Origin of the sequence: [Actinomadura] parvosata subsp. kistnae, from assembly GCF_900323885.1 — a bacterium.
GTDB classification, from domain to species: domain Bacteria; phylum Actinomycetota; class Actinomycetes; order Streptosporangiales; family Streptosporangiaceae; genus Nonomuraea; species Nonomuraea composti.
Map to the genome: position 1 here is coordinate 3104457 of NZ_OOHJ01000018.1, position 23351 is coordinate 3127807.

At 70.9% G+C, this 23351-nt stretch carries 22 protein-coding genes and 1 pseudogene; 12 read left to right on the top strand and 11 right to left on the bottom strand.

Going from position 1 to position 23351, the window contains the following annotated elements:
- Positions 1-91: 91 nt before the first annotated feature.
- Together KIS93_RS34555 and KIS93_RS34560 are read left to right on the top strand one after the other, a co-directional pair.
- Positions 92-1207, top strand: a complete 1116-nt coding sequence (locus KIS93_RS34555; protein WP_230465660.1) for a GAF domain-containing sensor histidine kinase — start codon at positions 92-94, stop codon at positions 1205-1207.
- Entirely contained in the window at positions 1204-1824 is a 621-nt protein-coding gene (locus tag KIS93_RS34560) for a response regulator (RefSeq protein ID WP_080043715.1), read from the top strand. Before KIS93_RS34555 ends, KIS93_RS34560 begins: the two co-directional genes overlap by 4 nt.
- 9 nt (positions 1825-1833) lie before the next feature.
- Here KIS93_RS34560 and KIS93_RS34565 read toward each other — a convergent pair whose 3' ends face one another.
- The gene (locus tag KIS93_RS34565) at positions 1834-2493 is read right to left on the bottom strand and encodes a hypothetical protein (protein WP_080043714.1); all 660 of its coding nucleotides are present in this window, start codon (positions 2491-2493) and stop codon (positions 1834-1836) included.
- 170 nt (positions 2494-2663) lie between these two features.
- Here KIS93_RS34565 and KIS93_RS69180 point away from each other — a divergent pair.
- Positions 2664-3389: pseudogene (locus tag KIS93_RS69180) on the top strand (serine/threonine-protein kinase); the annotation flags it as partial.
- Between the two features lie 1326 nt (positions 3390-4715).
- Positions 4716-6017, top strand: a complete 1302-nt coding sequence (locus KIS93_RS65925) for a WD40 repeat domain-containing protein (protein ID WP_230465657.1) — start codon at positions 4716-4718, stop codon at positions 6015-6017.
- Here KIS93_RS65925 and KIS93_RS34575 read toward each other — a convergent pair.
- Positions 6004-6720, bottom strand: a complete 717-nt coding sequence (locus tag KIS93_RS34575; protein ID WP_230465656.1) for a hypothetical protein — start codon at positions 6718-6720, stop codon at positions 6004-6006. The two genes, KIS93_RS65925 and KIS93_RS34575, sit on opposite strands and share 14 nt — an antisense overlap.
- A gap of 68 nt (positions 6721-6788) precedes the next feature.
- Between KIS93_RS34575 and KIS93_RS34580 the strand changes: the two genes are divergently transcribed.
- The 4 genes from KIS93_RS34580 (at position 6789) to KIS93_RS34595 (ending at position 9677) form a co-directional block, all read left to right on the top strand.
- Positions 6789-7577 carry an ABC transporter ATP-binding protein gene (locus tag KIS93_RS34580; protein WP_080043711.1) on the top strand — a complete coding sequence of 263 codons (789 nt, stop codon included), beginning with the start codon at positions 6789-6791 and terminating at the stop codon, positions 7575-7577.
- A gap of 107 nt (positions 7578-7684) precedes the next feature.
- Positions 7685-8608: an SPFH domain-containing protein gene (locus tag KIS93_RS34585; protein ID WP_080043710.1), complete on the top strand. Its 924-nt coding sequence runs from the start codon at positions 7685-7687 to the stop codon at positions 8606-8608.
- Positions 8609-8667: 59 nt separating this feature from the next.
- Entirely contained in the window at positions 8668-9423 is a 756-nt protein-coding gene (locus KIS93_RS34590; RefSeq protein ID WP_080043709.1) for a sulfite exporter TauE/SafE family protein, read from the top strand.
- 23 nt (positions 9424-9446) lie between these two features.
- The gene (locus KIS93_RS34595; protein WP_080043708.1) at positions 9447-9677 is read left to right on the top strand and encodes a hypothetical protein; all 231 of its coding nucleotides are present in this window, start codon (positions 9447-9449) and stop codon (positions 9675-9677) included.
- A gap of 1082 nt (positions 9678-10759) precedes the next feature.
- Here the strand turns inward: KIS93_RS34595 and KIS93_RS34600 are convergent.
- From KIS93_RS34600 to KIS93_RS34630, 7 genes are all read right to left on the bottom strand, one after another.
- A complete protein-coding gene (locus tag KIS93_RS34600; RefSeq protein ID WP_080043707.1) occupies positions 10760-11590 on the bottom strand; it encodes an NAD(P)H-binding protein in 831 nt (276 codons plus the stop codon).
- Positions 11591-11619: 29 nt separating this feature from the next.
- On the bottom strand, positions 11620-12441 hold the full coding sequence (locus KIS93_RS34605; RefSeq protein WP_230465655.1) for a Rieske (2Fe-2S) protein: 822 nt from the start codon (positions 12439-12441) through the stop codon (positions 11620-11622).
- Between the two features lie 120 nt (positions 12442-12561).
- On the bottom strand, positions 12562-13173 hold the full coding sequence (locus KIS93_RS34610) for an HD domain-containing protein (protein ID WP_080043705.1): 612 nt from the start codon (positions 13171-13173) through the stop codon (positions 12562-12564).
- Position 13174: 1 nt separating this feature from the next.
- Positions 13175-15355, bottom strand: a complete 2181-nt coding sequence (locus tag KIS93_RS34615; protein WP_080043704.1) for a molybdopterin-dependent oxidoreductase — start codon at positions 15353-15355, stop codon at positions 13175-13177.
- 120 nt (positions 15356-15475) lie between these two features.
- Positions 15476-16114, bottom strand: a complete 639-nt coding sequence (locus KIS93_RS34620; RefSeq protein ID WP_080043703.1) for a hypothetical protein — start codon at positions 16112-16114, stop codon at positions 15476-15478.
- 1 nt (position 16115) lies between these two features.
- Positions 16116-16331: a hypothetical protein gene (locus KIS93_RS34625; protein ID WP_080043702.1), complete on the bottom strand. Its 216-nt coding sequence runs from the start codon at positions 16329-16331 to the stop codon at positions 16116-16118.
- A 157-nt stretch (positions 16332-16488) separates the two neighbouring features.
- Positions 16489-16632, bottom strand: a complete 144-nt coding sequence (locus tag KIS93_RS34630; protein ID WP_155128720.1) for a hypothetical protein — start codon at positions 16630-16632, stop codon at positions 16489-16491.
- A gap of 347 nt (positions 16633-16979) precedes the next feature.
- Here KIS93_RS34630 and KIS93_RS34635 point away from each other — a divergent pair, with 347 nt between their 5' ends.
- Together KIS93_RS34635 and KIS93_RS34640 are read left to right on the top strand one after the other, a co-directional pair.
- On the top strand, positions 16980-17843 hold the full coding sequence (locus tag KIS93_RS34635) for a helix-turn-helix domain-containing protein (RefSeq protein ID WP_080043701.1): 864 nt from the start codon (positions 16980-16982) through the stop codon (positions 17841-17843).
- Between the two features lie 41 nt (positions 17844-17884).
- A complete protein-coding gene (locus KIS93_RS34640; RefSeq protein ID WP_080043700.1) occupies positions 17885-18109 on the top strand; it encodes a DUF397 domain-containing protein in 225 nt (74 codons plus the stop codon).
- An 80-nt stretch (positions 18110-18189) separates the two neighbouring features.
- On the opposite strand, the gene KIS93_RS34645 is transcribed toward KIS93_RS34640, so the two are convergent.
- Complete coding sequence (locus KIS93_RS34645) at positions 18190-19638, bottom strand: catalase (RefSeq protein WP_080043699.1); 1449 nt, start codon at positions 19636-19638, stop codon at positions 18190-18192.
- A 180-nt stretch (positions 19639-19818) separates the two neighbouring features.
- Positions 19819-21249 (bottom strand): MFS transporter, encoded by a 1431-nt coding sequence (locus KIS93_RS34650; RefSeq protein WP_080043698.1) that lies wholly within the window; start codon positions 21247-21249, stop codon positions 19819-19821.
- 103 nt (positions 21250-21352) lie between these two features.
- On the opposite strand from KIS93_RS34650, the gene KIS93_RS34655 reads away from it, so the two are divergent.
- Together KIS93_RS34655 and KIS93_RS34660 are read left to right on the top strand one after the other, a co-directional pair.
- Positions 21353-22189 (top strand): helix-turn-helix transcriptional regulator, encoded by an 837-nt coding sequence (locus KIS93_RS34655; protein ID WP_080043697.1) that lies wholly within the window; start codon positions 21353-21355, stop codon positions 22187-22189.
- Positions 22190-22249: 60 nt separating this feature from the next.
- Positions 22250-23332, top strand: coding sequence for a CapA family protein (locus KIS93_RS34660; RefSeq protein ID WP_080043696.1), 1083 nt, complete (start codon positions 22250-22252; stop codon positions 23330-23332).
- The last annotated feature ends 19 nt before the right edge of the window (positions 23333-23351 follow it).

The following is a 23351-nucleotide window of genomic DNA, read 5'->3' on the forward strand; positions in this document are numbered from 1 at the left end:
CATCGGGCGCAGGGCCGGTGCGGGCCTCGGCACTTCGTCCTAGGACCATAGAGGGGGGCCGTGACCTCCCACGAACCATAGAGTGGGGGCCGTGACCTCCGACCGAGACGAGATCCTTCAGGCGGTGAGCTCCGCGGTGCTCGCGGTCACCCGCCACCTGTCGGTCCGCGAGGTGCTGCAGGTCATCGTACGCTCCGCGCAACGCCTCCTCGACGCCCGCTACGCCGCGCTCGGCGTGCCCGACGACGACGGCTCGTTCGCCGAGTTCGTCGCCGAGGGGCTGACCGACAAGCAGTGGGACGCGATCGGGCCCCTGCCCAGGCAGCACGGCATGCTCGGCGCGATGCTCCGCGACGGCACCCCCGTGCGGCTGCCCGACCTGCGCAAGGACGAGCGGTTCGAGTGGTGGCCGAAGGCGCACCCCGTGATGAAGGACTTCCTCGGGGTGCCGATCCGCGACGGCGAGCAGGTGCTCGGCATCATCTTCCTGGCCAACAAACGCACCGGCCGCGGCTTCACCCAGGAAGACCAGGAGCTGCTCACGCTGTTCGCCGCGCACGCCGCGATCGCGCTCATCAACGCCCGGCTGTACGAGCGCGGGCGCGAGCTGGCCATGCTGGAGGAGCGCAACCGCGTGGCCAGGGAGCTGCACGACGCCGTCACCCAGAAGCTGTTCTCCCTGCGCCTGTCCGCGCAGGCGGCCGGCGCCATGCTGGACAAGGCTCCCGACAAGGCCGCCGCCGAGCTCGAACGCGTCCAGCGGCTGGCCGGCGAGGCCCTGGCCGAGCTGCGGGCGGTGATCGTCGAGCTGCGCCCCGCCGAGCTCGACCGGCACGGGCTGTCCGAGACGCTGCGCAAGCACGTGCGGCTGCTCGACCGGCTGCACCCCGTCGCGGTCACGTTCGAGTGCGGCGAGCTGCCGCCGCTCGACTCCGCCGTCGAGGTGGCGGTGCTGCGGGTCGCGCAGGAGGCGCTGCACAACGCGGTACGGCACTCGGGGGCGGCCACGGTGTCCGTGCGGCTGGCCTACGCCGACGGCCGGCTGGAGCTGGTGGTGCGCGACGACGGCAGCGGGTTCGAGCAGGCGGAGTCGCGCGGGCTCGGCCTCGTGTCCATGCGTGACAGGGCCGAGGCGATCGGGGGCGAGCTGCGGGTGGACTCCGTGCCCGGCGCGGGCACCACCGTACGCATGGAGGTGAGCCGATGATCAGGGTGCTGATCGCCGACGACCATCCGGTGGTCCGGCAGGGGCTGCGTACCTTCCTCGACCTCCACGACGACATCACCGTCGTCGGCGAGGCGGGCGACGGGGCGCAGGCCGTCGAGCTGGTCGCGGAGCTGGCGCCCGACGTGCTGCTGCTCGACCTGAAGATGCCCGTCCTCGACGGGCTCGGCGCGCTGGAGCGCCTGTCGGGCGGCCCGACCAGGGTCGTGGTGCTGACCTCGGTGAGCGACCCGGCCGACGTGGGCCCCGCCATGCGGGCCGGGGCCGCCGGGTTCCTCTACAAGGACGTCGATCCGCCCGCGCTCGTCCAGGCCGTCCGCGCCGTGCACGGCGGGCAGGTGCTGCTGGCGCCCGAGGCGGCGGAGGCGATGCTGGCCACCGCCGCCGACGTGGCCGCACCCGCGCCCGTCCCGCTGACCGAGCGCGAGCGCGAGGTGCTGGCGCTGATCGCGGCCGGCCGCTCCAACAGGGAGATCGCGCGGAGCCTGGCCGTCGCGGAGAAGACGGTCAAGACGCACGTCTCCAACGTGCTGATGAAGCTGGGCGTCCAAGACCGCACCCAGGCCGCCCTGTACGCGGTACGGCACGGCCTGGCCTGACCCGTCGTCCTACGTGTCCTTCTTCTTGTTGGACTCCTCGTGGCTGGCCGGCGGGTTGTACTCCTTGACCGGAGGCGGCGGCGTCCAGCCCCTGCCCGGGTTGCGCGGCGGGGAGACGATCTTCGTCTTGACCGTCTTCAGGTCGAAGTGGTGCTTGATGCCCAGGCGCTTGAGCTCGGCCTCGCTCATGTTCTCCATGCCCTGGTCCACGTCAAACGACAGGATGCCGAGCCGGGCCGTGGCCGTGCCCCTCGTGCCGCTCTTGAGCGTGACCTGGAAGTTCAGCCAGTCGGTCTTGCCCTTCTCCAGCGCCAGCGGGCCCCAGCACCAGAACCACTGGCCCTCCCACTCGCACTTCGTGCCCTTCGGGCCGCCCCAGCGCAGGGTCGGCTTGACGCCCTTCGGCACCTGGCCGCCGATGTAGTAGTAGTCGGCGTAGTGCGGGCCGAGATTCTTCGCCCGGAGGTAATAAGTGATCTTTCCGCCGCGCTTCGTGCTCTTGTTGTACTTCACGGAGATCTTGAAGTTCGAGTACGGCGCGACGGTGATCCCGGCGGTGCGGGTCACGGCAGCCGGGGTCGTCGTGGTCACGGCGCTCGCCTGACCGGGAGCGGCCAGGGGCACGGCGGCCAGTCCACCGGCTAACAACAGGCTGAAGCTTCTGCGCATGTGACGGCTCCCCGTACGGTGCTGGAAATCCCCGATCATCTCCATGATTATTGCGTAGGGCAAATTTTTCGCAAAGAGCGATGATCTTTCGTGACCTGGGATGGCTTGCGGGGTTCTCCGTACGCTCATCACGCTTGTGATCGGGGGTCAAGCACAAGGGGGAGGACCAGGTGCCGGAAACGCACCCCTTGCAGTCCGGTGACCCGGTCACGCTGGGCGACTACCGGTTGCTCGGACGGCTGGGCAAGGGTGCGCAGGGAATCGTCTACAAGGCCGAATCGCCCGACGGGCGGCTCGTGGCGATCAAGCTGCTCAACACCCGGCTGGACAAACCCGGCCTCGACTCCGAACGCTTCCTGCGCGAAGTCGCCGCCGCGCGCCGCGTCGCCCAGTTCTGCACCGCCCAGGTGCTCGGGGCCAACCTCGACGGGGAGCACCCGTACATCGTCAGCGAACTCGTCGACGGGGTGTCACTCCAGCTCGTCGTCCAGCGCGACGGGCCAAGAGAAGGCGGCGCGCTCTACCGCCTCGCCGTCGGCACCGTCACCGCCCTGGCCGCCATCCACCGCGCCGGCATCGTCCACCGCGACTTCAAACCCAGCAACGTGCTGCTCGGGACCGACGGGCCCCGCGTGATCGACTTCGGCATCGCGCGGGCGCTCGACTCCGCCATCACGATCAGCAGCGGGGTCGTGGGGACGCCCGCGTACATGTCGCCCGAGCAGATCTCCGGCGAGCGGGTCGGACCGGCCAGCGACATGTTCAGCTGGGCACTCACCATGGTGTACGCCGCCACCGGGCGGCCCGCGTTCGGCCAGGACAGCCTGCCCGCGGTCATCTACCGGGTCATGAACGAGGAACCCGACCTGTCGGTGCTGCCCGACGACCTGCGGCCCATCGTGCAGGCCTGCCTCCGCAAACGCGCCGAGGACCGGCCTGCGGCGGCCGAAGTGCTCCTCTCCCTTCTGACGAACCAGGGGGAGTCGCCGGGGTCGGACGACGAGGTCGCCATGACCACAGGCTCCCAACTGGCCTCCACCCCTGCCCCTGCGTGGGGCACCCCGCCCGGCCCCGGTGGGGCCGAGCCCAGCACGCCTCCTGGCCCTTCATGGGGCGGCCCGCCCAGCCCTGGCGCGGCCGAGCCCAGCGCACCTGCTGGCCCTTCGTGGGGCGGCCCGGTCGGCCCTGGCGCGGCCGAGCCCAGCGCGCCGCCTGCCCCTGCCTGGGGTGCCCCGGCCGGCTCCAGCGCCGCCGCCCCCGCCGCGCCACCTGGCCCCGCGTCGGGTCCCCACGCCGGGCCTGCTGCCGGGCCTGGGGTGCCCGAGCCCGGCACGCCCTCCGCCCCTGCGTGGGGCGCCGCGGCCGGCGCGGGCTGGGCTGCTCCGGACAGCCGCCCGCCCTCCCCGGAGCCCGCCGCCTCGGCCTGGGTGAGCCCGACCGGGTGGGTCAACCCGTCCGCTGACGGCTACACGCCACCGCCGTCGCCCCCGGCCGGACCGGCGCCGCGCCCGCCTGCGCGCTGGCAAGACGCGCCGGCTGGGTCGGCGTCGCATCCGCCCGCGCCGCCGCATGGCGCGCCTGGTGCGCCTGGGTCGCGTCCGCCCGTGCCGCAGCACAGCGCGCCCGGTGCGCCTGGGCCGCGTCCGCCTGTGCCGCCGCGAGGCGGGCCCGCTGGAGCCCCGCCGCGCTCGTCGGCGCCGCCGCAGGGGTCACCGGCCGGGTCTTCCGCCGGATCGGCGCCGCATGCGCCTGCTGCGCCTTTCGCAGGGGCCGCGCCTTCGCAGGGCGCGTCCGCTGGGGCCGCGCCGCGCTCGTTGGCGCCGCCGCAGGGTTCGCCGGCGGAGCGCTCGGCTCGCCCGCCCGCCCCGCCGCAGGGGCCGCCTGCCGCGCCTTCCGAAGCGCCCGCGCCGCAGCCGCCGCAGGGGCGTGCGGCCGGTTCGTCGGCGGCGCACCAGGTCGGCTCGCCTGGCCCAGCGCCTACGTCTGGCCCAGCGCCTACGTCTGGCCCAGCGCCTACGTCTGGCCCAGCGCCTACGTCTGGCCCAGCGCCTACGTCTGGCCCGGCGTCTACGGCTGGTGCGGTGCCGCAGCCGGGGCAGGTAGCCCAGCACGCGCAGGCGCCCCAACGTGGGCAGGCGTCCAAACGCGGCCAGGCATCCCAACACGGCCAGGCATCCCAACACGGGCAGGCGCCCCAACACGGGCGAGCGCTGGGGATGGGCGTGTCGCACGAGGGGGCCGGCGCCGACAAGGTCGGGGACGACGGTAACGATGCGTTCTTCAAGCATGCCCCCGTCGAGGAGAAGCCTGATGAGGTGCGGGCCAGGCGGAAGCGGGCGGCGTTGGTGTCCGGGACGCTGGTGGCGGCGCTGACTCTGGCGGGCGGCGTCCTGTACTTCGGCCCTCGGATGTTCGGCACCCAGGACGGCGGCGGCGGGACGGTGGCGCAGGTGACGACGTCCGTCACCCAGACGGCCCCGACGGCCCCAGCGTCGCCACCGACGTCACCGACGCCCGTGATCACGCCGACACCCACCCCCACCCCCACGCCTGCCGAGGTGGTGCCGGTGCTGGGTAAGCAGGATGGGAAGTCGCTCAAGGGCCACACCAGGGGCGTGCAGACGCTTTCGGCGATCCGTACCGGCGACAAGACGTGGCTGGTCACGGGCGGTCAGGACGGCCGGGTGCGGGTGTGGGACCTGGCGCGGCACAAGTCGCTGGCCACGATGAGGGGTCACAGCGAGGAGGTGTACGCGGTCGCCTGCGTGATGATGGGCAAGACCCCCATGGCGGTGTCCGGCGGTTACGACGGCAGCGTCCGCCTCTGGAATCTCAAGACGCACAAGGGCAAGGTCCTCGGCTGGCACGGCGACGCGGTGTACGCGGTGGCGTTGACGAAGGTGAAGGGCCGGTACGTGGCGGTGACCGGCGACGCCGACGGCTACCTGAAGTTCTGGGACCTGGGCAAGCGCAAGGCGACGGGCAAGATGATCAGGGCGCACCGCAAGCCGGTGAACTGGCTCAGCGCCACCCACGTCGGCGACCGCGCGGTGGCGGTCTCGGCGAGCGAGGACGAGACGTTGCGCGTATGGGACATGTCCTCGCGCAAGCAGTACGGCAAGACGTACAAGGGCCATTCGAAGGGTGTGTACGCGGTCGCGGTGTCGAAGGTGGACGGCAAGACGGTCGTGGCATCAGGCGGCAAAGACGGAAAAATCAGGCTTTGGGACCCGAAGAGCGGCAAGACGCTCGGCACCATGTCGGGGCACAAGAAGATCGTCTATTCGCTGTCGTTCGGCACCATGAGCGGCCGCACCGTCCTGCTGTCGGGCGGCACCGACGGCACGATCCGCCTCTGGGACCCGGAGACCCGCAAGGCGCTCGGCAAGCCGGTCAAAGCGCACAAGAGCGGCGTGTACGCCGTCGGCATCGTCCCCGTTGACGAGGGCGTCGCCATCGTCTCGGCCGGCAAGGACAAGCTGGTCAGGCTGTGGAAGGCGGAGGATGGCGCTACCGGTTCCTGACGGGCTCGAAGATCGCGTGGTGCGCCGCCACGAGCGCGCGGCGTACCGCACGGTCGAGCTCGCGCAGCGCGGCGCCGCGTACGGCGAGCTGCCCCGACGTGAGGCCCCGCTCGTCGGCCACGCGCAGCACCGCCGCCAGCCGCGTGGCCAGGACGGACACGCGGTGCGCGCGCCCGGGATAGCCGGGGGCGAGCTCCCCGCCGCGCTCCGGCCGTTCGGGACGGTGCTGGGCGGGACCCTCCACCGAGGTCAGCGCCTCGGTGGCCGAGCGCATCGCGTCGGACAGCTCCCGCTCGGCCTCGGCCAGCGAGGGCAGGTCGTGGCGGACGGGCCCGGCGTCGTGCACCTCCAGCAGCACGCCGACGTAGGACGAGCCGCGCCGGTCGGGCTGGGGCACGAAGCCGAGGTTGCGGTCGGCGAGCACGGCGATGGCCGCCTGGCCGGCGTCGACGGCGGCCGAGTTGAACGGCGGCGGCCCCGACAACCCGAGTGGATCACCGGGCGCGGGCAGGGCCAGCCGCAGCTCGCGCAGGCCCTCGGAGCGCAGGTTTGCGAGGTATTTACGCAGGGGGACCTCGCCCGCGACGACGGGCCCGCCGGCGGCTTCGACGTGGTCAGCCGCCTCGTCGAGCCCCACGTGACCGGCCAGCCACGCGTTGCCCCAGGCGACCAGGGTTGGACAGACAGGCGATTCAGGGCGCACCGATCCACGATAAGCGCTCGCCCTGCAATAGGTTTGTCCCGAGGGTGACTCCTAAGGAGGTATCGGGGATGGGTGGTCAGGTGCTGCGGCTCCAGGACGTCGCCGTCAGGCGCGACGGAGCGGCCCTGTTGCGCGGCATCGACTGGACGGTCAACGGCGACGAGCGGTGGGCCGTCATCGGGCCCAACGGCGCGGGCAAGACGACGTTGCTGCAGGTGGCGGGCACGTTGCTGTACCCGAGCGAGGGTGTCGTCGAGGTGCTGGGTGAGCGGCTGGGGCAGGCGGACGTGTTCGACCTGCGGCCCAGGATCGGGCTGGCGAGCGCCGCGCTGGCCGAGCGCATCCCGCCGGAGGAGAAGGTCATCGACCTCGTCCTGACCGCCTCGTACGGGATCATGGGCCGCTGGACGGAGGAGTACGACTCCAACGACGTCACCAGAGCGGTCGAGCTGATCGACATGATGGGCGCCGCGCACCTCATCAGGCGGCGGTTCGGCACCCTGTCGGAGGGCGAGCGCAAGCGGGTGCAGATCGCCCGCGCCCTGATGCCCGACCCCGAGATGCTCCTGCTCGACGAGCCGGCGGCCGGCCTCGACCTGGGCGGCAGGGAGGATCTCGTGCGCCGCCTGTCGGTGCTGGCGGGCGACTATCGCTCCCCGACGCTGGTGCTGGTGACGCACCACGTGGAGGAGGTGCCGGTCGGGTTCACGCACGCGTTGCTGCTGCGGCACGGCTCGGTGGTGGCGCAGGGGCCGCTCGACCACGTCATGACGGCCGACAACCTGTCGCAGACGTTCGGGGTGCCGCTGTCGCTCGATCGCAGCGCGGAGGGCCGCTGGTACGCGCGTGCTCACTAGTGGGTACGCGCGCGCTCACTAGATCGCCATTTATGGTGATAAAAGGTGCCGATACCTGAAAACCAAATAGGATCTACGAAGTCGTCCCCCGACTCCGGAGCGTCGCCATGTCCGTCGAGCAGCTCGTCGTCGCCCTGGTCGTGGTCGCGGCGGTGGGCTTCGGGGTGGCCCGCACGGTCCGCATCATCCCCCAGGCCACGGCCGCCATCGTCGAGCGCCTGGGGCGCTACCACCGCACCCTCACCCCCGGGCTGAACCTCGTCGTGCCCTTCATCGACCGCATCAAGGACATGATCGACCTGCGCGAGCAGGTGGTGTCGTTCCCGCCGCAGCCGGTGATCACCTCCGACAACCTCGTGGTCTCCATCGACACCGTCATCTACTTCCAGGTCACCAACCCGAAGGCGGCCACGTACGAGATCGCCAACTTCCTGATCGCCGTCGAGCAGCTCACCGTCACCACCCTGCGCAACGTCGTCGGCGGCATGGACCTCGAACGCACGCTGACCTCCCGCGAGGAGATCAACACCGCGCTGCGCGGCGAACTGGACGAGGCGACCGGCAAATGGGGCATCCGGGTCAACCGCGTCGAGCTCAAGGCCATCGACCCGCCCACCTCCATCCAGGACTCGATGGAGAAGCAGATGCGCGCCGACCGCGACAAGCGCGCCGCCGTCCTCGCCGCAGAAGGACAGCGCCAGGCCGCCATCCTCGCCGCCGAAGGCGAGAAGCAGGCCGCGGTGCTGCGGGCCCGCGGCGAGGCCGAGGCCGCCGTGCTGCGTGCCCAGGCCGAGGCGGAAGCCCAGGCCATGCGCGCCAAGGGCCAGGCGGACGCCATCGGCATGGTCTTCAAGGCCATCCACGAAGGCAACCCGAGCCAGCAACTGCTCGCCTACCAGTACCTTCAGACCCTGCCCGAGATCGCCAAGGGCGACGCCAATAAAATCTGGATCGTCCCCTCTGAAATGGGCAAAGTCCTGGAGAACCTGGGCGGCCTGTTCTCACCCCCCAAGGGACAGGACGGCCCGTAGGAACCCCGCCGCCGCGGCCTCGACCGGGCGCACCATCGTGGCGGCAGCGGGAGGGCTTCGTGACGGGCTGGGAGCTGGCGGCGGTGTGCGCCGCCGGAGTGGTGGCCGGGGCCATCAACGCGGTGGTCGGATCGGGGTCGCTCATCACGTTCCCCACCCTCGTGGCGCTGGGCGTCGACCCCGTCACCGCGAACGTCTCCAACACCGTCGGCCTCGTTCCCGGCTCCTTCAGCGCCGCCTACGGCTACCGCACCGAGCTCCAGGGCCAGCGCGACCGCCTGCTCCGCCTCGGCCTGGCCTCGGCGCTCGGGGCGCTCATCGGCGGGATCCTGCTGCTGTTCCTCGACCCCGACGTCTTCGAGATCGTCGTCGTGGCCCTCATCGCGCTCGCCTGCGTCCTCGTCCTGACCCAGCCGAAACTCAACGCCTGGGTCGCCGCCCGCCGCGAACACGCCCACCCCCACGGCGGCACCGCCCTGTGGCTCGGGGTGCTCGGCGCGGGCATCTACGGCGGCTACTTCGGCGCCGCCCAGGGCGTGCTCCTGATCGGCCTGCTCGGCATCTTCCTGGACGACGGCCTGCAACGCGTCAACGCCGCAAAGAACGTGCTCGCCCTCATCGTCAACGGGGTCGCCGCCGCCTTCTTCATCGTCGCCGCCGACGTGGACTGGCAGGCCGCCGGCGGCGTCGCCCTCGGCGCCATCGCGGGCGGCTTCCTCGGCGCCCGCCTCGGCCGCCGCATCCCCGCCCCGGTGCTGCGCGGCGTCATCGTGGCCGTGGGAGTCGTCGCTATTATCGTACTGGTGTACGGATAATCGGGGGTGGGTATGAACCCGGTATGAAAGGTGACCGGGTGGAGATCGTCATCGACGCGGGAGGATCGTCGCCGCGCACCTACGAGATCAGCGCCACCCGCGCCGGGCGCCGGGTCGAGGTGGCCAGCCGGCGCGGGCTCGTGGAGGTGAGCGAGGTCACCCGCAGCGGCACACCGGTGCGCACGGCCCGCTTCATGTCCAGCCGCGTCCTCGCCCTCGTCGAACACCCCGCCGACGAACCCCCAGCCGCCTGACCACCCCGGCCCCGAACGGCCCGGTGGCCCCGGGGGATCGGTGAGGCCCGGGGACGGCGAGGTTCACGATGGAGCGGCCGCGATGAGGCGGCGGTGAAGCTGCGGGGTGGGGACGGTGCACGGCGGCGCAGCACGCTACGGGGCCCTGCCTCGGCGGCAACCTGGCGCCGGATCGGCGGGATGGTGTGCGGTGGAGTTCGGCGCAACGCGCACGGCGCCCAGGGCGTCGGTGGGAGTGCGGTGGTGCAGCGCGCCGCCGGGCACTTCGGCACGGCCAACCTGGCGCCGGGTCGGCGGGACGGTGTGTGGTGGAGTTCGGCGCAACGCGCACGGCGCCCAGGGCGGGCGGTGGTGGGGTGGCACGTGCAGCAGCGGCGCCCCGGCCTCGGCGGCGGTTGGTCAGGGCAGTGCCGCGCCGGTGGGGTGGTGGCGCGCGGGTGGGTCGCGCGCGGCGGTGCAGCGGCGGCTGGGCGGCATGGGATGGCGCAGCGTGCGGGTGGGCGGGGTGGTGCGCCGCACGGCGGTGGCGCAGGGTGGTGCAGCACGCCACCGGCCCTGCGACGGTAATCCGGCGCCGGGTCGGCGGGATGGTGTGCGGTGGAGTTCGGCGCAACGGGCACGGCGCCCAGGCGTCGGTGGGAGTGCGGCGGTGCGGCGCGCCGCCGGGCACTTCGGCACGGCCAACCCGGCGCCGGGTCGGCGGGACGGTGTGCGGTGGAGCTCGGCGCAACGTGCACGGCGCCCAGGGCGGTGGTGGGGCGGCAGGGGCAGCAGCGGCGCCCCGGCCTCGACGGTGGGAGGCCAGGGCGGTGCCGTGCGCGGTGAGGTGGTGGTGCCTGAGGCGCGATGGTGGTGCGGCGCCGCGAGGCCCTGCCCTCGCAGCAATCTGGCGTCGGGCCGACGTGACGCCGCGAGCCCGGGGTGGTCCGTCTGATACGCGAGCCCAGAGCGGTGCCGCTGACCGGCGAGCCCAGAGCGGTGCGGCTGACGGGCGAGCCAAGGGTGGTGCGCTGACCCATGAGCCTAGGTGGTGCCGCTGATGCGAGCGATCCCACGGTGGTGTCATGTCCCGCCGAAGGCTCCTAGCGGAAGTCGGGGGCGTGGTCCTCGGCCCACTGGCGGAAGCTGAGCGCCGGTCGTCCCAGGAGCCGCCGTACCGTGTCCGTGGCGCGTTCGGGCCGTTCGACGAACCCGGCCCAGGTCGTCAGGGCGCTTTCGACGAACGCCGCGTCCCCCCACAGCGCCATCAACTGCTCCCGGGCCTCCTCCGGGGGCTGCTCCTCCCACCGGACCTCCCGCCCGACCGCCTCGCCGATCACCTTCACCTGCTCGGCCTGCGTGAGCTCTTCGGGTCCGGTGATGGCGTAGGCGGCGCCGTTGTGGCCGGCGGAGGTGAGGACGTGGACGGCGACGGCGGCGATGTCGCGTTCGTGGATGAGCGCCCGGGACGCCTGCCCGTACGGCCAGCGTACGACGCCTTGCCTGATCTGGTCGGCCCAGCCGAGCGTGTTGACGGCGAAGCCGCCGGGCCGCAGGAACGTCCAGCCGAGCCCGGAGCGGCGGATGAGCCCTTCGATCTCGGCGTAGTGCCCGGCGGCGTCCTCGCTGGAGGGGACGAGCGCCGACAGGTAGACGATGCGCCGCACCTGCCCGGCGGAGGCGATGGCGGCGATGGTGTCGGCGGCGTTGCCGGTGGTGAAGCCGGGCCAGAGCAGGAACACGCTCTCCACGTCCTTGAGCGCCGGTCCGAGCGTCTCGGGGGCGGTCAGGTCTCCTTGGACGGCCTCCACGCCCGCCTGCACCCGTTCGGGCCTCCTGGCGAGTGCCCGCACGTCGATGCCCGCCGAGGCGAGCTGGGACACCACATGTTTGCCGACGTTGCCGGTCGCTCCGGTCACGAGAATCTTGCTCATGACCTCGACGGTAGAACCTCAAGAATGCTTCAGGTCAAGCCCGGCCGTACCTGGATGGTGCCGTCCCGTCTGATGCGCGTCTGGAAGACGGGCGCCGGCGCGGTGGCGGGCCCGTGCTTGACCGACCCGTCCGTCAGCCGGAACGTGCTGCTGTGCCAGGGGCACACCACGCACGCCTCCCCGTCCTCCATGACGAGCCTGCCCTGGTGCAGGGGGCCGGCCAGGTGCGGGCAGCGGTCGGCGAGGACGGTGACGCCGTCGCCCTGGCGCAGCACGAACAGCTGGATGTAGCCCAGCCGCCTGGCGACGGGCCGGCCGTCCGGCAGGTCCTTGAGCGGGCACAGGTCGTGCCAGCCGAGCGGCACCAGGTGCGTCACCTGGGGCGCGTGGTTGGCGCCTGCGGCCTGCCGGTAGGCGAGGTGCCCGCCGAGGTACGCGCCGAGCCCGCCGACGGCGAGTCCCGCGTAGGAGAGCATCCGGCCGGGCCGTTCGCGGCCGCGCAGGCGGGCGAGCAGGGAAGCGGTGAAAAGGCTGAGCGCGGTCATGTTCGCCGCCATGTGGACGAATCCGACGCGCTGCTGTTCGCGGTGCAGGGAGGACCAGTCGGTCAGTCCTGCCGCCGCCGTGGGCAGGGCGTTGACCAGTCCGGTGGCCAGGAGCAGGCGGGAGGCGCGGGGGTCGGCGTCCGCGAGGTCGAGCACGGCGGTGGAGAGCCAGCAGCCCAGGCTGACCGTGGCCAGCGGTGGGTGCACCGGCTCTCCGATGGGGACACCGTGCAGCAGGTCGCGCAGGCGTCCCTGGCGCAGCCGCTGGCGTACGAACTTGGCCAGCCCCCGGATCGGCGTGTCCATGGCCTTCGACTTCTCGAGCCGATCGGCGATGGCGACCGGCCCGGCGAAACCCCGCAACTGCCGACGTCTCGCTCGTACTGTCTCTTTCACGACAAGTCCCCTACCCCCGCCATGTGGGGATCACTCGGACAGGTGCCCTCGGGCCACCGACAGTTCGACCAGCTCCAGGGCGTACGCACCGAGCGACGGCGAGCCCTCCTCGATGATCCGCACCTTCTCCCTGACCTGAGCCGCCTTCACCTTGAACAGCGGCCACGTGCCCCCGTCGGTGTGATGGTTGGCCAGGATCGGGGCGAACCGGTCGAGCGCCTTGGCGAAGCGCGCCTCGGGCGTCTTCCTGGCCTCGAACTCGTCCCACAGCTCCCGCAGCCACACCCCCTGCTCGCCCGGCAGCAGGCCGAAGATGCGGTCGGCGGCGGCCCGCTCGGCCGCGGCCTGGGCCTCGACCGCCACCGTGTCGTAGATGAACGTGTCGCCGGCGTCGATCTCCACCAGGTCGTGCACCAGCAACATGGCCACCACCCGTTGGAGGTCCGTCCCGGGTGGGGCATGCTCTCCGAGGACCATCGCCAGCGTGCCCACGTACCAGGAGTGCTCGGCGGTGTTCTCCCGCCGCGAGCCGTCGATGAGATGGTTGCGGCGGATGATCCGCTTCAACTTGTCGATCTCGATGGCGAAGGCGATCTGGGCGTTCAGGCGGTCCTCTTCTGGCGCGATAGTCACGCGCGACACCCTAATGTGCGATGATCACCCCGGTTGGTGAAATCGTGACCGGAACTCCGTTGAACACTGCGTTACCACTCGGTACGTCTATCGTCGTCTCGTCGGTGAGCGTGTTGACGCTGACGCCCGCGTGCTCGGCCGCCACGTTCTGGGCACTGCCCGCGTGGCCCCATCCGTGAGGCAGGCTCACCACGCCCGGCATGATCGTGTCGGTGACCTCCACGGGCACGGTGACCTGGCCTTTCGCCGAGCGCACCACGGCCTCGCCGGCCAGGCCCAGCCGGGCCACGTCGGAGGGGTGGATCTGCAGCGTGCACCGGTTGCTGCCGCCGACCAGCGGGCCGACGTTGTGCATCCAGCTGTTGTTGGAGCGCAGGTGCCGCCGCCCGATGAGGACGATCTCCGGCGGCTCCTCCTCCAGCTTGCCGCGCAGCCGTTCGACATCCTCCATGAGCTGCGGGGGCGCCAGCTCGACCAGCCCGGACGCGGTCTTCAGCACCTCGCCCAGCCGGGGCTCCAGCGCGCCGAGGTCGAGCCCGTGCGGGTGGTCGAGCAGCTTGCGCAGCGACAGGTCGCCCTTGCCGGCCCACTCGCCGTACGGGCCGAGCCGCAGCATCAGGTCGAGCCGCCGCTCGCCGCCCGTCTCGCCCTCCAGCAGGTCGCGCAGCTCCGCCACCTCCCGCCCCTCGACGCCCGAGCCGGGCGTCTCCGTGGCCTTGCGCAGCAGCTCGTCGATGACGAACGCGTCGAGGTCCCCCTCCAGCCCCGAGGCGATCATGGCGAGCCTGGCCAGGATCTGGGCCTCCGACGGCCGCTCGTCCAGCGGCAGCAGCGGCGGCGAGTACCGCGCGTAGTTCCGCACGGCGAACCCGAGCAGCGCGAAGTCGTAGTGCCCCGACTGCAGGACGCGCGGCGGCGGCAGGATGACGTTGGCGTGTTTGGTGGTCTCGTTCAGGTACGGGTCCACGCTCACCATGAAGTCGAGCTCGCGGAACGCCGCGTCCAGCCGGGCGCCGTGCGGGGCCGACAGCACCGGGTTGCCCGCGATCGTCAGCAGGAACCTGACCTGCCCCTCGCCGGGCGTCTCGATCTCGTCGGCGAGCGTGGCCACGGGCAGCTCGCCGTTCGCCTCGGGCAGGCCCCTGACGCGGCTCTTCCACCGGCCCACCGCGTACGGCCGGCGCCGCCCCCCGAACTCGGTCGCGGGCTTGGGGAACATGGCGCCACCGGGCCGGTCGAGGTTGCCGGTCAGCACGTTCAGCACGTCGACCAGCCACTGGGCCAGCGTCCCGAACTCGGCCGTGCACGTGCCGATCCGCGCGTACACGGCGGCCGTGGGCGCCGCCGCCAGCTCCCTGGCCAGCCGCGTGATCGTCTCGGCGGGCACGCCGGTGCGCCGGGCCACGGCCTCGGGCGGGAAGTGCTTGGCCGCCTCGCGCACCTCGTCCAGCCCGTTGACCTCGTGCGCGGGCCGGGCCAGGTCCTCGGCGAACAGCGTGTGGACGATGCCGAACAGCAGGTACGCGTCCGTACCGGGCCGGACGAAGACGTGCTCGTCCGCCAGCGCGGCGGTACGGGTGCGGCGCGGATCGACCACGACGAGCCGGCCGCCGCGCCCGCGCAGGGCCTTGAGCCGGCCGGGGAAGTCAGGCGCGGTGCACAGGGAGCCGTTCGACTCCAGCGGGTTGGCGCCCAGCATCAGCAGATAGTCGGTCCGGTCGAGGTCGGGCACCGGGATGGCCAGCGGATGGCCGAACATCAGCCCGCTGGCCACGTGCTTCGGCATCTGGTCGGCGGTGCTGGCGGAGAAGACGTTGCGGGTGCCGAGCGCCTTGATCAGCGGGGTGGCGTACAGGGCGCCGGCCATCGTGTGGGCGTTGGGGTTGCCGAGGTAGACGGCGATCGAGCGGCGGTCGGCGACCCGCTCCAGCCCGGCCCGCACGGCCTCGAACGCCTCGTCCCAGCCGACCTCGCGCCACAGCTCGCCCTCCCTGATCAGCGGCTTGCGCAGCCGGTCGGGGTCCTCGTCGAGCCGTCCGAGGCTGGCGCCCTTCGGGCAGATGAACCCCTTGCTGAAGGGATCGTCCTTGTCGCCCCTGACGCTGGTCACGTGGCCGCCGTCGTCGAGGGTGAGTGTCAGGCCGCAGACGGCCTCGCACAGGGGACAGGTCCGGTGGACGGTCGACGTCATCACGACTCCTGAGTTCGCCAGCTGAACTCATCTTGGCGCGGACGAGCCACATGGGGAAGCCCGGAGCCCCCGCGGTCTCCGGGGCTTGCACCCCCTAGGGAAGGCCCCGTTCCCTAGGTCTCATGCCGCCTGCGGCAGGGTCGCCAGATCAGGCGGCTCCTCGAGCTCCGATCTCAGCGGGATCCACGAGCGGCGGCCGTACAGGCGGTCCAGCCCGGGGGAGGTCGCCCCGGGCGCCTCGTCGCGCCGGACGATCTCCACGATCAGGAACTGGGCGCGGGTACGGTGCCGGTGCACGCGCACCGCCCGGGCCCAGCAGGCCGCCGCGATCTCCTCCGCGTACGCCTCGAACGCCTCGGCGCTGATCCCGGCCCGCACCATGACCAGCGCCTTCTCGCCCGTGGTCGTCGGCGTGATCCAGAGCACCAGCGGGATGCGGCCGGCCCTGGTGTGCAGGGTCGTCTCCAGGCAGGTCCGCTGCAGGCGGCGCCGGGAGACCACGCACCAGAAGTGCGCCACGACCCAGTTGCGCCCGAACCTGGTGGCGGCCGGCACCGACGCCGCGCCGGCCGTCAGGACGAACGGCACCCAGTGGCCCGCGTGCGCGGCCCCCAGCAGGCCCATGACGATCAGCGTCAGCCCGCCGAGCAGCAGCAGCTCGGTGCGCGCCCGCCACAGCCTGGCCACGGGCGAGCCGCCGCGCGCGGCGGGAAGGTCCTCGCTGGCCGGGTACCTCTGGTTGCGCGGGTTCCGTGCCATGTCAGGACACCTCCTCGATCACCTGGCTCGGCTGGCGGAGCTGGTCGAAGCGTGGGTCCCGGTACCTGCGGGAGCCGAAGCCCGTCCTGGTGACGGTCCAGCCCATCCGGAAGGCGAATTCGTCGGGCTCCACGCAGATCTCGTAGTCGGCGGAAGCAATGAGATCCTGGATCCAGGACTTGATTCGGCTGACCCCCTTGGTACCTTGTGAGTACATAGAAGACCCCTTTCGCGGCATTTAGAGGTGGCTTCTGGCCGGTCCGACGGCTGATGACGGAGTTTCGCCGCAGGGTGGCAGCCCATATGCGGCGCTCGGTGGTCAGCCTCGGCCCGGCTTTTTTCGTGCTCGAATGAGCGAACTCGCGCTGCGTCGTTCAGGCGATGACGAGATCCTTCCGGCAAGTGGCCTCCCTGGGGCGGATGTTCGTTTCCGGGACGGCGACGCTGCCGGAGATGCGGCCCTCGTACGGGCGCGCGACGGTGGTCCGGAGGCCCGGCGTGCTCGGCCGTGTCGTCATGTCCGGCCTCCTCACAGCTCGGGATCCCTCCTTGTTCTGATCGTCCCTTGCAGTCGTCCTTGCTGCAAGGCTTCCAGCAAGGGAAGATTTACTTTTCTTCGCTTATTGCAGTGCAACTTGCACGACAAGCGGCACGGGCCCGGTAGAAGGCGGAAGATCTCAACCGTCTCCTGCCACTTCGCGGAGCTTGTCCTTGCTCCTACGCTCTACCCATGAAAGCCTTCTGGCAAGGCTGCGCGGCACTACACATGCAACTTGCAGTGTAAGATTGGGCGAACGGCCCAAAAAGCCGAGCTCGAAACGGTCCCATCCGGCTACACCTTCATTCCCGAGAAGGAGGGTGGACGGTGCCATCGCAGCAGGGCAGTCCAACAGTACGGCGGCTCCGGCTGGGTCAGGAGCTCCGTCTTCTCCGGGAGCGCCGCAAGTTCACCGGGGCCAAGGCCGCAAGAGAGCTCGGCTGGTCGCCGAGCAAGGTGAGCCGCATCGAGGCCGCCAAGACCATGCCCTCCGCCGAGGACATCAAGTCCATGGCCAAGTTGTACCGCGCCGATGGCGACAAACTGGAAGAGCTCGTCGGCCTGTTGCGTGACGCGGAACAGCGCGGATGGTGGGAAGATTACGAGGACACCCTCCCCGAGGAGTACACAAGATTCCTCGGCCTGGAGGCGGAGGCCATTCACCAGCGCGACTGGGAACCCCAGGTAGTGCCGGGTCTCCTGCAGACCGAAGGCTACGCCCGGGAGGTCATCCTCGCCACGCGCGGCATCTCGCGCCTCACGCACAGCGGTGTTCGCAGCAGGGTGGAGGCCCGTCTCGATCGGCAGCAGAGGGTCCTGCACAGGCCCGATCCCTGCCGAATGAGCGTCATTCTGGACGAAGCGGCACTTATGCGTCGTTTCGGGGAGCCTTCGGTAATGCGTGAGCAGATGGAACATCTGTTGGAGGTGTCCCTACTGTCGCACGTCAGCGTTCAGGTCCTACCATTGGACTCGCTTCACCCGGTCAACACCGGCGCATTCATTCATCTGAAGTTCGCGGAATTCGACGACGTGGTGTATCTGGAGCAGCTGTACTCGGCACGCTTTGTCGAGGACCTCGAACGAGTGGCCGGCTACGAGACCGCCTTCGACCACATGCGGTCGGAGGCGCTGGATGAGGACGACTCTCGCATACTCATCCAGCGCAAGGCGATGCTCTGGCGGCGGTGACGCCGACACGTCATTAAAAGGCAATGGAGCCTGGGAAAATTATGCACAACGACATCACGAAGGCGGCCTGGCGCAAGGCCAGCTACTGCAACGGCGCATCTGCGTGCGTCGAGGTCGCACCTCTGGCCGACGGCAACGTCGCGCTGCGTGACAGCAAGCAGCAGGACGGACCGGTCCTGGTGTTCACGCCCTCGGAGTGGGCTGCCTTTGTGGCGGGCGTCCAAGATCGCCAGTTCGACCTGGACACCCTCGCCGCCAGCTCATGACAAACGGCTCTGGGCAGTTGCTGCAACAACTTCCCAGAGCCGTTTCGTTTTGGCGGTCACCCGCGGCGCGCCCCGGAAGGTCAGGACAGGCCGAGGCCCTGGGCGACGCCGTGGCCGAGGTCCTTGTGGATGTTGTTCCAGTAGGCCACTACGCGGCGCTTCATGTCGGTCGTGACCTCCGGGGCGGAGGCGTGGCCGACGATGTTGCTCACCAGGTGGGCGCGGTCCGTCTCCGAGAGGACGTTCTCCCACAAAGCGCGGGGCTGGACGTAGTCGTCGTCCTCGGCGTGCTTGATGTAAGCCGAGCGGATGATCTCCCCGGTCACGTGGTAGTGCTCGCCGGAGTAGAGCGACGGGTCGGCGGCGGGGCCGCCGGCCGTGTTCGGGGCGTAGACCGGGTCCTGGGGGTTGCGGTAGGTCATCGGGCCGTCGAAGTTGTACGAGTGCACCGGGACGCGGGGCTGGTTGATCGGCAGTTGCAGGTAGTTGGGGCCGATGCGGTAGCGGTGGGCGTCGGGGTAGGAGAACAGGCGGCCCTGGAGCATCTTGTCGGGGGAGGCGCCGATGCCGGGCACCAGGTTGGCGGGCTCGAAGCTCGACTGCTCGACCTCGGCGAAGTAGTTCTCCGGGTTGCGGTTGAGGACGAAGCGGCCGATGGTGATCTCGGGGTAGTCGCTGTGCGGCCAGACCTTGGTCAGGTCGAAGGGGTTGAAGCGGTAGTCGGCCGCGGCCTCGAACGGCATGATCTGGACGTTCACCGTCCAGGAGGGGTGGTCGCCGCGCTTGATCGCCTCGAACAGGTCGCGGGTGTGGTAGTCGGGGTCGGTGGCGGTCAGGGCCTGGGCCTCGGACGCCGTGAGGTTGCGGATGCCCTGGTCGGTCTTGAAGTGGTACTTCACCCAGTACTTGTCGCCGGCGGCGTTGTACCACAGGAAGGTGTGGCTGCCGAAGCCGTGCATGTGGCGCCAGGAGGCGGGGGTGCCGCGGTCGGTCATCAGGAAGGTGACCTGGTGGGCCGACTCCGGGGAGAGGGTCCAGAAGTCCCACTGCATGTTGTGGTCGTGCAGGTGGTTGTCGGCGCGGCGCTTCTGGCTGTGGATGAAGTCGGAGAACTTCTGCGGGTCGCGGATGAAGAAGATCGGCGTGTTGTTGCCGACGATGTCGTAGTTGCCGTCTTCGGTGTAGAACTTGATCGCGAAGCCGCGGGGGTCGCGGGCGGTGTCGGCGCTGCCGTTCTCGCCGGCGACGGTGGAGAAGCGCAGGAACAGCGGGGTCTCGGCGCCCTTCTGGAAGAGCCCGGCCTTGGTGAACTGGCTGACGTCCTCGGTGATCTGCAGGATGCCGTGGGCGCCGCCGCCCTTGGCGTGCACCACTCGCTCGGGGACGCGTTCCCGGTTGAAGTGGGCCATCTTCTGGATGAGGTAGTGGTCCTGCAGCAGCAGCGGGCCGTTCGGGCCGACGGACAGCGAGTGCTCGTCGCTGGGCGCGGGGATGCCCGCGTCGTCGGTCGTGACGGGCCTGGTGGTCATGGCGCGTTCCTCCGCGTGGTCGTTCCTGGCAGCTCGGGCAGACGCCCCGGTGTGCGACGGCGACGCGCGCCGGCCGGGCCGCGGTGGTCCGCGGCCCGGCCGGGCGGATCAGGTCGTCGTCCCCATGCCGACAACCTATGCGCTAAACCTGAATGATTCAAGTAAAGGAATTGTCCAAGTCTAGGCGGTGGCTGTCGCCGGGGCGCTGCGGCGCCGTACGAGGAACAGCGAGCTCAGCCCGGCGAGCACGGCCAGGGCCGCCATGGCGAGGGCCGTGGTCAGCGACGCGGAGGAGGCGGCGCCGGCGCTCTGGTCGAGGGAGATGAACAGCGTGCCCACGGTGGAGACGCCGATGACCTGGCCGAGCTGCATGACGGTGAGCAGCGCGCCGCTGGCGTCGGCGGCGTAGGCGCCGTCCACCTGCTCGGTGGCCATGTTGGTGACCGCGACCTGCACGCCGAGGCCGGCGCCGATGAGGGCGCTCATGATCGCGTACGCGACGCCGCCGCCGGAGGCGAGGCCGAGGCCGACGTAGGCGGGCGCGGCCACCACGTAGCCGACGGGCACCAGCGGCCGCTGGAGCCGGGCGGGCAGGCGCGGCCAGAGGAGCCCGACGAGGCCGAAGGCGAGGGCGCAGGGCACCAGCATCATGCCGGACGCCAGCGGCGACAGGTGCAGGTCGCCCTGGAGGTGCAGGGCGGAGGTGAACAGGAACGCGCCCCACGTCGCCGGCCCGAACAGCAGGATCGCCAAGCCGGGCCGCATGCCGGGCGCGCGCAGCACCCGCGCGTCCACGAGCGGGCGCCCGCCGCGCCCGGTCACCCAGCGCTCGATCCGGACGAACGCGGCGAACATCACCACGCTCAGCCCCATGGAGATCCAGCCCCACAAGGGCCAGCCGAGGTCGCGGCCGAGCACCAGCGGCACCACGAACAGCAGCACGGCCGCAGAGAGGGTCACCAGGCCGAGCGGGTCCAGCCCGGTGCGCCCGCCGCCCTGGTCGGCGGGCAGCACGCGGAGCCCGGCCACCAGCAGCAGCGCGCCGATCGGCACCAGCGTCAGGAATACGACCCGCCAGCCCAGCCCGAGGCCCAGCAGGACCCCGCCGAGCGCCTGGCCGACCACGATGCCGCCGCTGATCACCAGCGACCACAGGCCGATCGCCCGGCCTCTGGCCGCACCGTGGTAGTTGCGCTGGATCAACGTCAGCACCTGCGGCATCATCATCGCCGCGCCGGCGCCCTGGAGCAGCCGGGAGGCCACCAGCCAGCCCGTCGAGGGCGCCAGGCCCGCGGCGAGCGTGGTGATGGTGAAGACCGCCAGACCGCCCAGGAACGCCTTGCGATAGCCGAACAGGTCACCGATCCGGGCTCCGGTGATCAGCAACACGGCGTAGACAATGGTGTATCCGGCCACGATCATCTGCAGCCCGGCCCCCGACGAGTGCAGGTCGGCCTCGATGGTGGGGGTGGCCACGTTCACGATGTTGACGTTCAGGATCGCCAGGAACTGCCCCACGAGGATGATCGCCAGGAGCAGGCCGCTGGCCTTGGGAACGGCTTCCTGCGATGGGGTGTTCACAGGAGGGGAGAAAGCGGCAGTTTGCGACATGTCATCCAGTGTGCCGCGATCCTGGTACCAGTAACGAGAGCCTCTTTATACTGGTATTGGCGGTAACTGGATAAGTTGCCTCACATGCCCCCATGATGGAGAAGTGACCGTGGTAGAGGCAAGACGTACCGACCTGTCCGCGTTCCTGCGCTCCCGCCGGGAGCGGATCACGCCGGAGATGGTCGATCTCGCGCCCGGCCCGCGCCGGCGGACGCCGGGGCTGCGCCGCGAGGAGGTCGCCCAGCTCGCCGGGGTCGGCGTCACCTGGTACACGTGGCTGGAGCAGGGGCGGCCGATCAACGCCAGCCCGCAGGTGCTCGACGCGATCTCGCGCACGCTCAGGCTCGACAGCGCCGAGCGCCACCACCTCTACCGGCTGGCCGGGCAGGCGGCCGACCCCGTCCCGGTGGACTCCGGGCAGGTGACGCCCGAGATGCAGGGCATCCTCGACCGGCTCGGCGACCTGCCGGCCTGCGTGTCCAACAGCCGGTGCGACGTGCTGGCGTGGAACGACGCGTACGCCGCCCTGTTCCCCGAACTGGTCGAGGCGCCCGACGGGGAGCGCAACTCGCTCTGGCACGCCTGCCTGCACCTGAAGCCCGTGACCCGGCTGGCCGACCGCGACCAGGAGCTGGCGCGGGCGGTGGCCGTCTTCAGGGGCGCCTACTCCCGGCACGCCGACTCGCCCTGCTGGCAGGACTTCGTACGCCGGCTCAGCGCCGAGAGCGCCGAGTTCGCCCGGTTGTGGGCGCGGCAGGACGTCGCCGAGCCGGGGCCGCGGGTGAAGGGCTACAAGCACCGGGATCTCGGCAACCTGCGCTTCAGCACCACGAGCCTGTCGGCGATGCCGGAGATCCGGCTGATCGTCTACACGCCGATGGATGACAGGACTCGACTGGCTATGTCCAGGTTGATGAGCATGAGGGAGCCTGCGCGGTAGTCCGCCCTGCATGGCATGCTCGAACCCTGTAAGGCAGGTTTCGAGCGGAAGTGGCGGCAGATGAGAATCCCCCGTGCCCTCCCGGTGATCGCTGTCGTCGGGTTACTCGCCGCGTGTTCGGCGGTGCCCGAGCGCCAGTTGCAGAGCAAGGAAGTGGCCGCCACGCCGGAGCAGAAGGACAAGACGCCGACGGCGAAGCCGACCCCGGAGCGCGCGCCGTTCACCATCGCCTTCGGCGGGGACGTGCACTTCGAGGGCATGCTCCGGCCCCGGCTGAACAACCCGCGCACGGCGCTCGGGCCGATCGCGAGCGTGCTGCGCAAGGCCGACTTGGCGATGGTGAACCTGGAGACGGCCATCACCACGGGCGGGACGCCGGCGCCCGGCAAGCAGTTCACGTTCAGGGCGCCGGCCAGCGCGCTGACGGCGCTGAAGGCCGCCGGGGTGGACGTCGCCTCCATGGCCAACAACCACGGCATGGACTACATGGAGACCGGGCTGGCCGACTCGCTGGCGGCGATCAAGCGCAGCAAGTTCCCCATCGTCGGCATCGGGGCGAATTCGACGCAGGCGTACAAGCCGTTCAGGAAGACCGTCAACGGCAACCGGGTGGCGATCATCGGCGCCACGCAGGTGATGGACGCGGAGTTCATCACGTCGTGGACGGCCACCGCGGACAAGGGCGGGCTGGCCTCGGCGAAGAACGAGACGGCCCTGCTGCGCGCGGTCCGCCAGGCCCGCAAGAGCTCCGACACGGTGATCGTCCACCTGCACTGGGGCACCGAGATGCAGAAGTGCCCCAACCAGGCGCAGCTCGCGCTGGCCCCCAAGCTGGTCGCGGCCGGGGCGGACGTGGTGGTCGGCGGCCACGCGCACATCCTGCTCGGCTCCGGCTACCTCGACGACGCCTACGTCAGCTACGGCATGGGCAACTTCGTCTTCTACAACTCCAACCCGGCCACCACCGGCAGGACCGGCGTGCTCACCCTGACCATCAAGGGTCGCAAGATCTTGAAGGATTCGTGGACTCCGGCCACGATCCAGGGGGGTATCCCGATACCGATGGCGGGGTCGGCGCGCACCCAGGCGGTGGCCGACTGGAAGGCGCTGCGCTCCTGCACGGGTCTGGCCGCGCGACCCTGATCGATCTATTCTACTGGAC

What these genes read in the sequence shown, in the direction of transcription:
- KIS93_RS34560 (WP_080043715.1), top strand. Translation starts at nt 1,204, where the DNA reads ATGATCAGGGTGCTGATCGCCGACGACCATCCGGTGGTCCGGCAGGGG.
- KIS93_RS34565 (WP_080043714.1), bottom strand. Translation starts at nt 2,493, where the DNA reads ATGCGCAGAAGCTTCAGCCTGTTGTTAGCCGGTGGACTGGCCGCCGTG.
- KIS93_RS34580 (WP_080043711.1), top strand. Translation starts at nt 6,789, where the DNA reads ATGGGTGGTCAGGTGCTGCGGCTCCAGGACGTCGCCGTCAGGCGCGAC.
- KIS93_RS34585 (WP_080043710.1), top strand. Translation starts at nt 7,685, where the DNA reads ATGTCCGTCGAGCAGCTCGTCGTCGCCCTGGTCGTGGTCGCGGCGGTG.
- KIS93_RS34595 (WP_080043708.1), top strand. Translation starts at nt 9,447, where the DNA reads ATGAAAGGTGACCGGGTGGAGATCGTCATCGACGCGGGAGGATCGTCG.
- KIS93_RS34600 (WP_080043707.1), bottom strand. Translation starts at nt 11,590, where the DNA reads ATGAGCAAGATTCTCGTGACCGGAGCGACCGGCAACGTCGGCAAACAT.
- KIS93_RS34605 (WP_230465655.1), bottom strand. Translation starts at nt 12,441, where the DNA reads ATGGACACGCCGATCCGGGGGCTGGCCAAGTTCGTACGCCAGCGGCTG.
- KIS93_RS34615 (WP_080043704.1), bottom strand. Translation starts at nt 15,355, where the DNA reads ATGACGTCGACCGTCCACCGGACCTGTCCCCTGTGCGAGGCCGTCTGC.
- KIS93_RS34620 (WP_080043703.1), bottom strand. Translation starts at nt 16,114, where the DNA reads ATGGCACGGAACCCGCGCAACCAGAGGTACCCGGCCAGCGAGGACCTT.
- KIS93_RS34625 (WP_080043702.1), bottom strand. Translation starts at nt 16,331, where the DNA reads ATGTACTCACAAGGTACCAAGGGGGTCAGCCGAATCAAGTCCTGGATC.
- KIS93_RS34630 (WP_155128720.1), bottom strand. Translation starts at nt 16,632, where the DNA reads ATGACGACACGGCCGAGCACGCCGGGCCTCCGGACCACCGTCGCGCGC.
- KIS93_RS34640 (WP_080043700.1), top strand. Translation starts at nt 17,885, where the DNA reads ATGCACAACGACATCACGAAGGCGGCCTGGCGCAAGGCCAGCTACTGC.
- KIS93_RS34645 (WP_080043699.1), bottom strand. Translation starts at nt 19,638, where the DNA reads ATGACCACCAGGCCCGTCACGACCGACGACGCGGGCATCCCCGCGCCC.
- KIS93_RS34650 (WP_080043698.1), bottom strand. Translation starts at nt 21,249, where the DNA reads ATGTCGCAAACTGCCGCTTTCTCCCCTCCTGTGAACACCCCATCGCAG.
- KIS93_RS34660 (WP_080043696.1), top strand. Translation starts at nt 22,250, where the DNA reads ATGAGAATCCCCCGTGCCCTCCCGGTGATCGCTGTCGTCGGGTTACTC.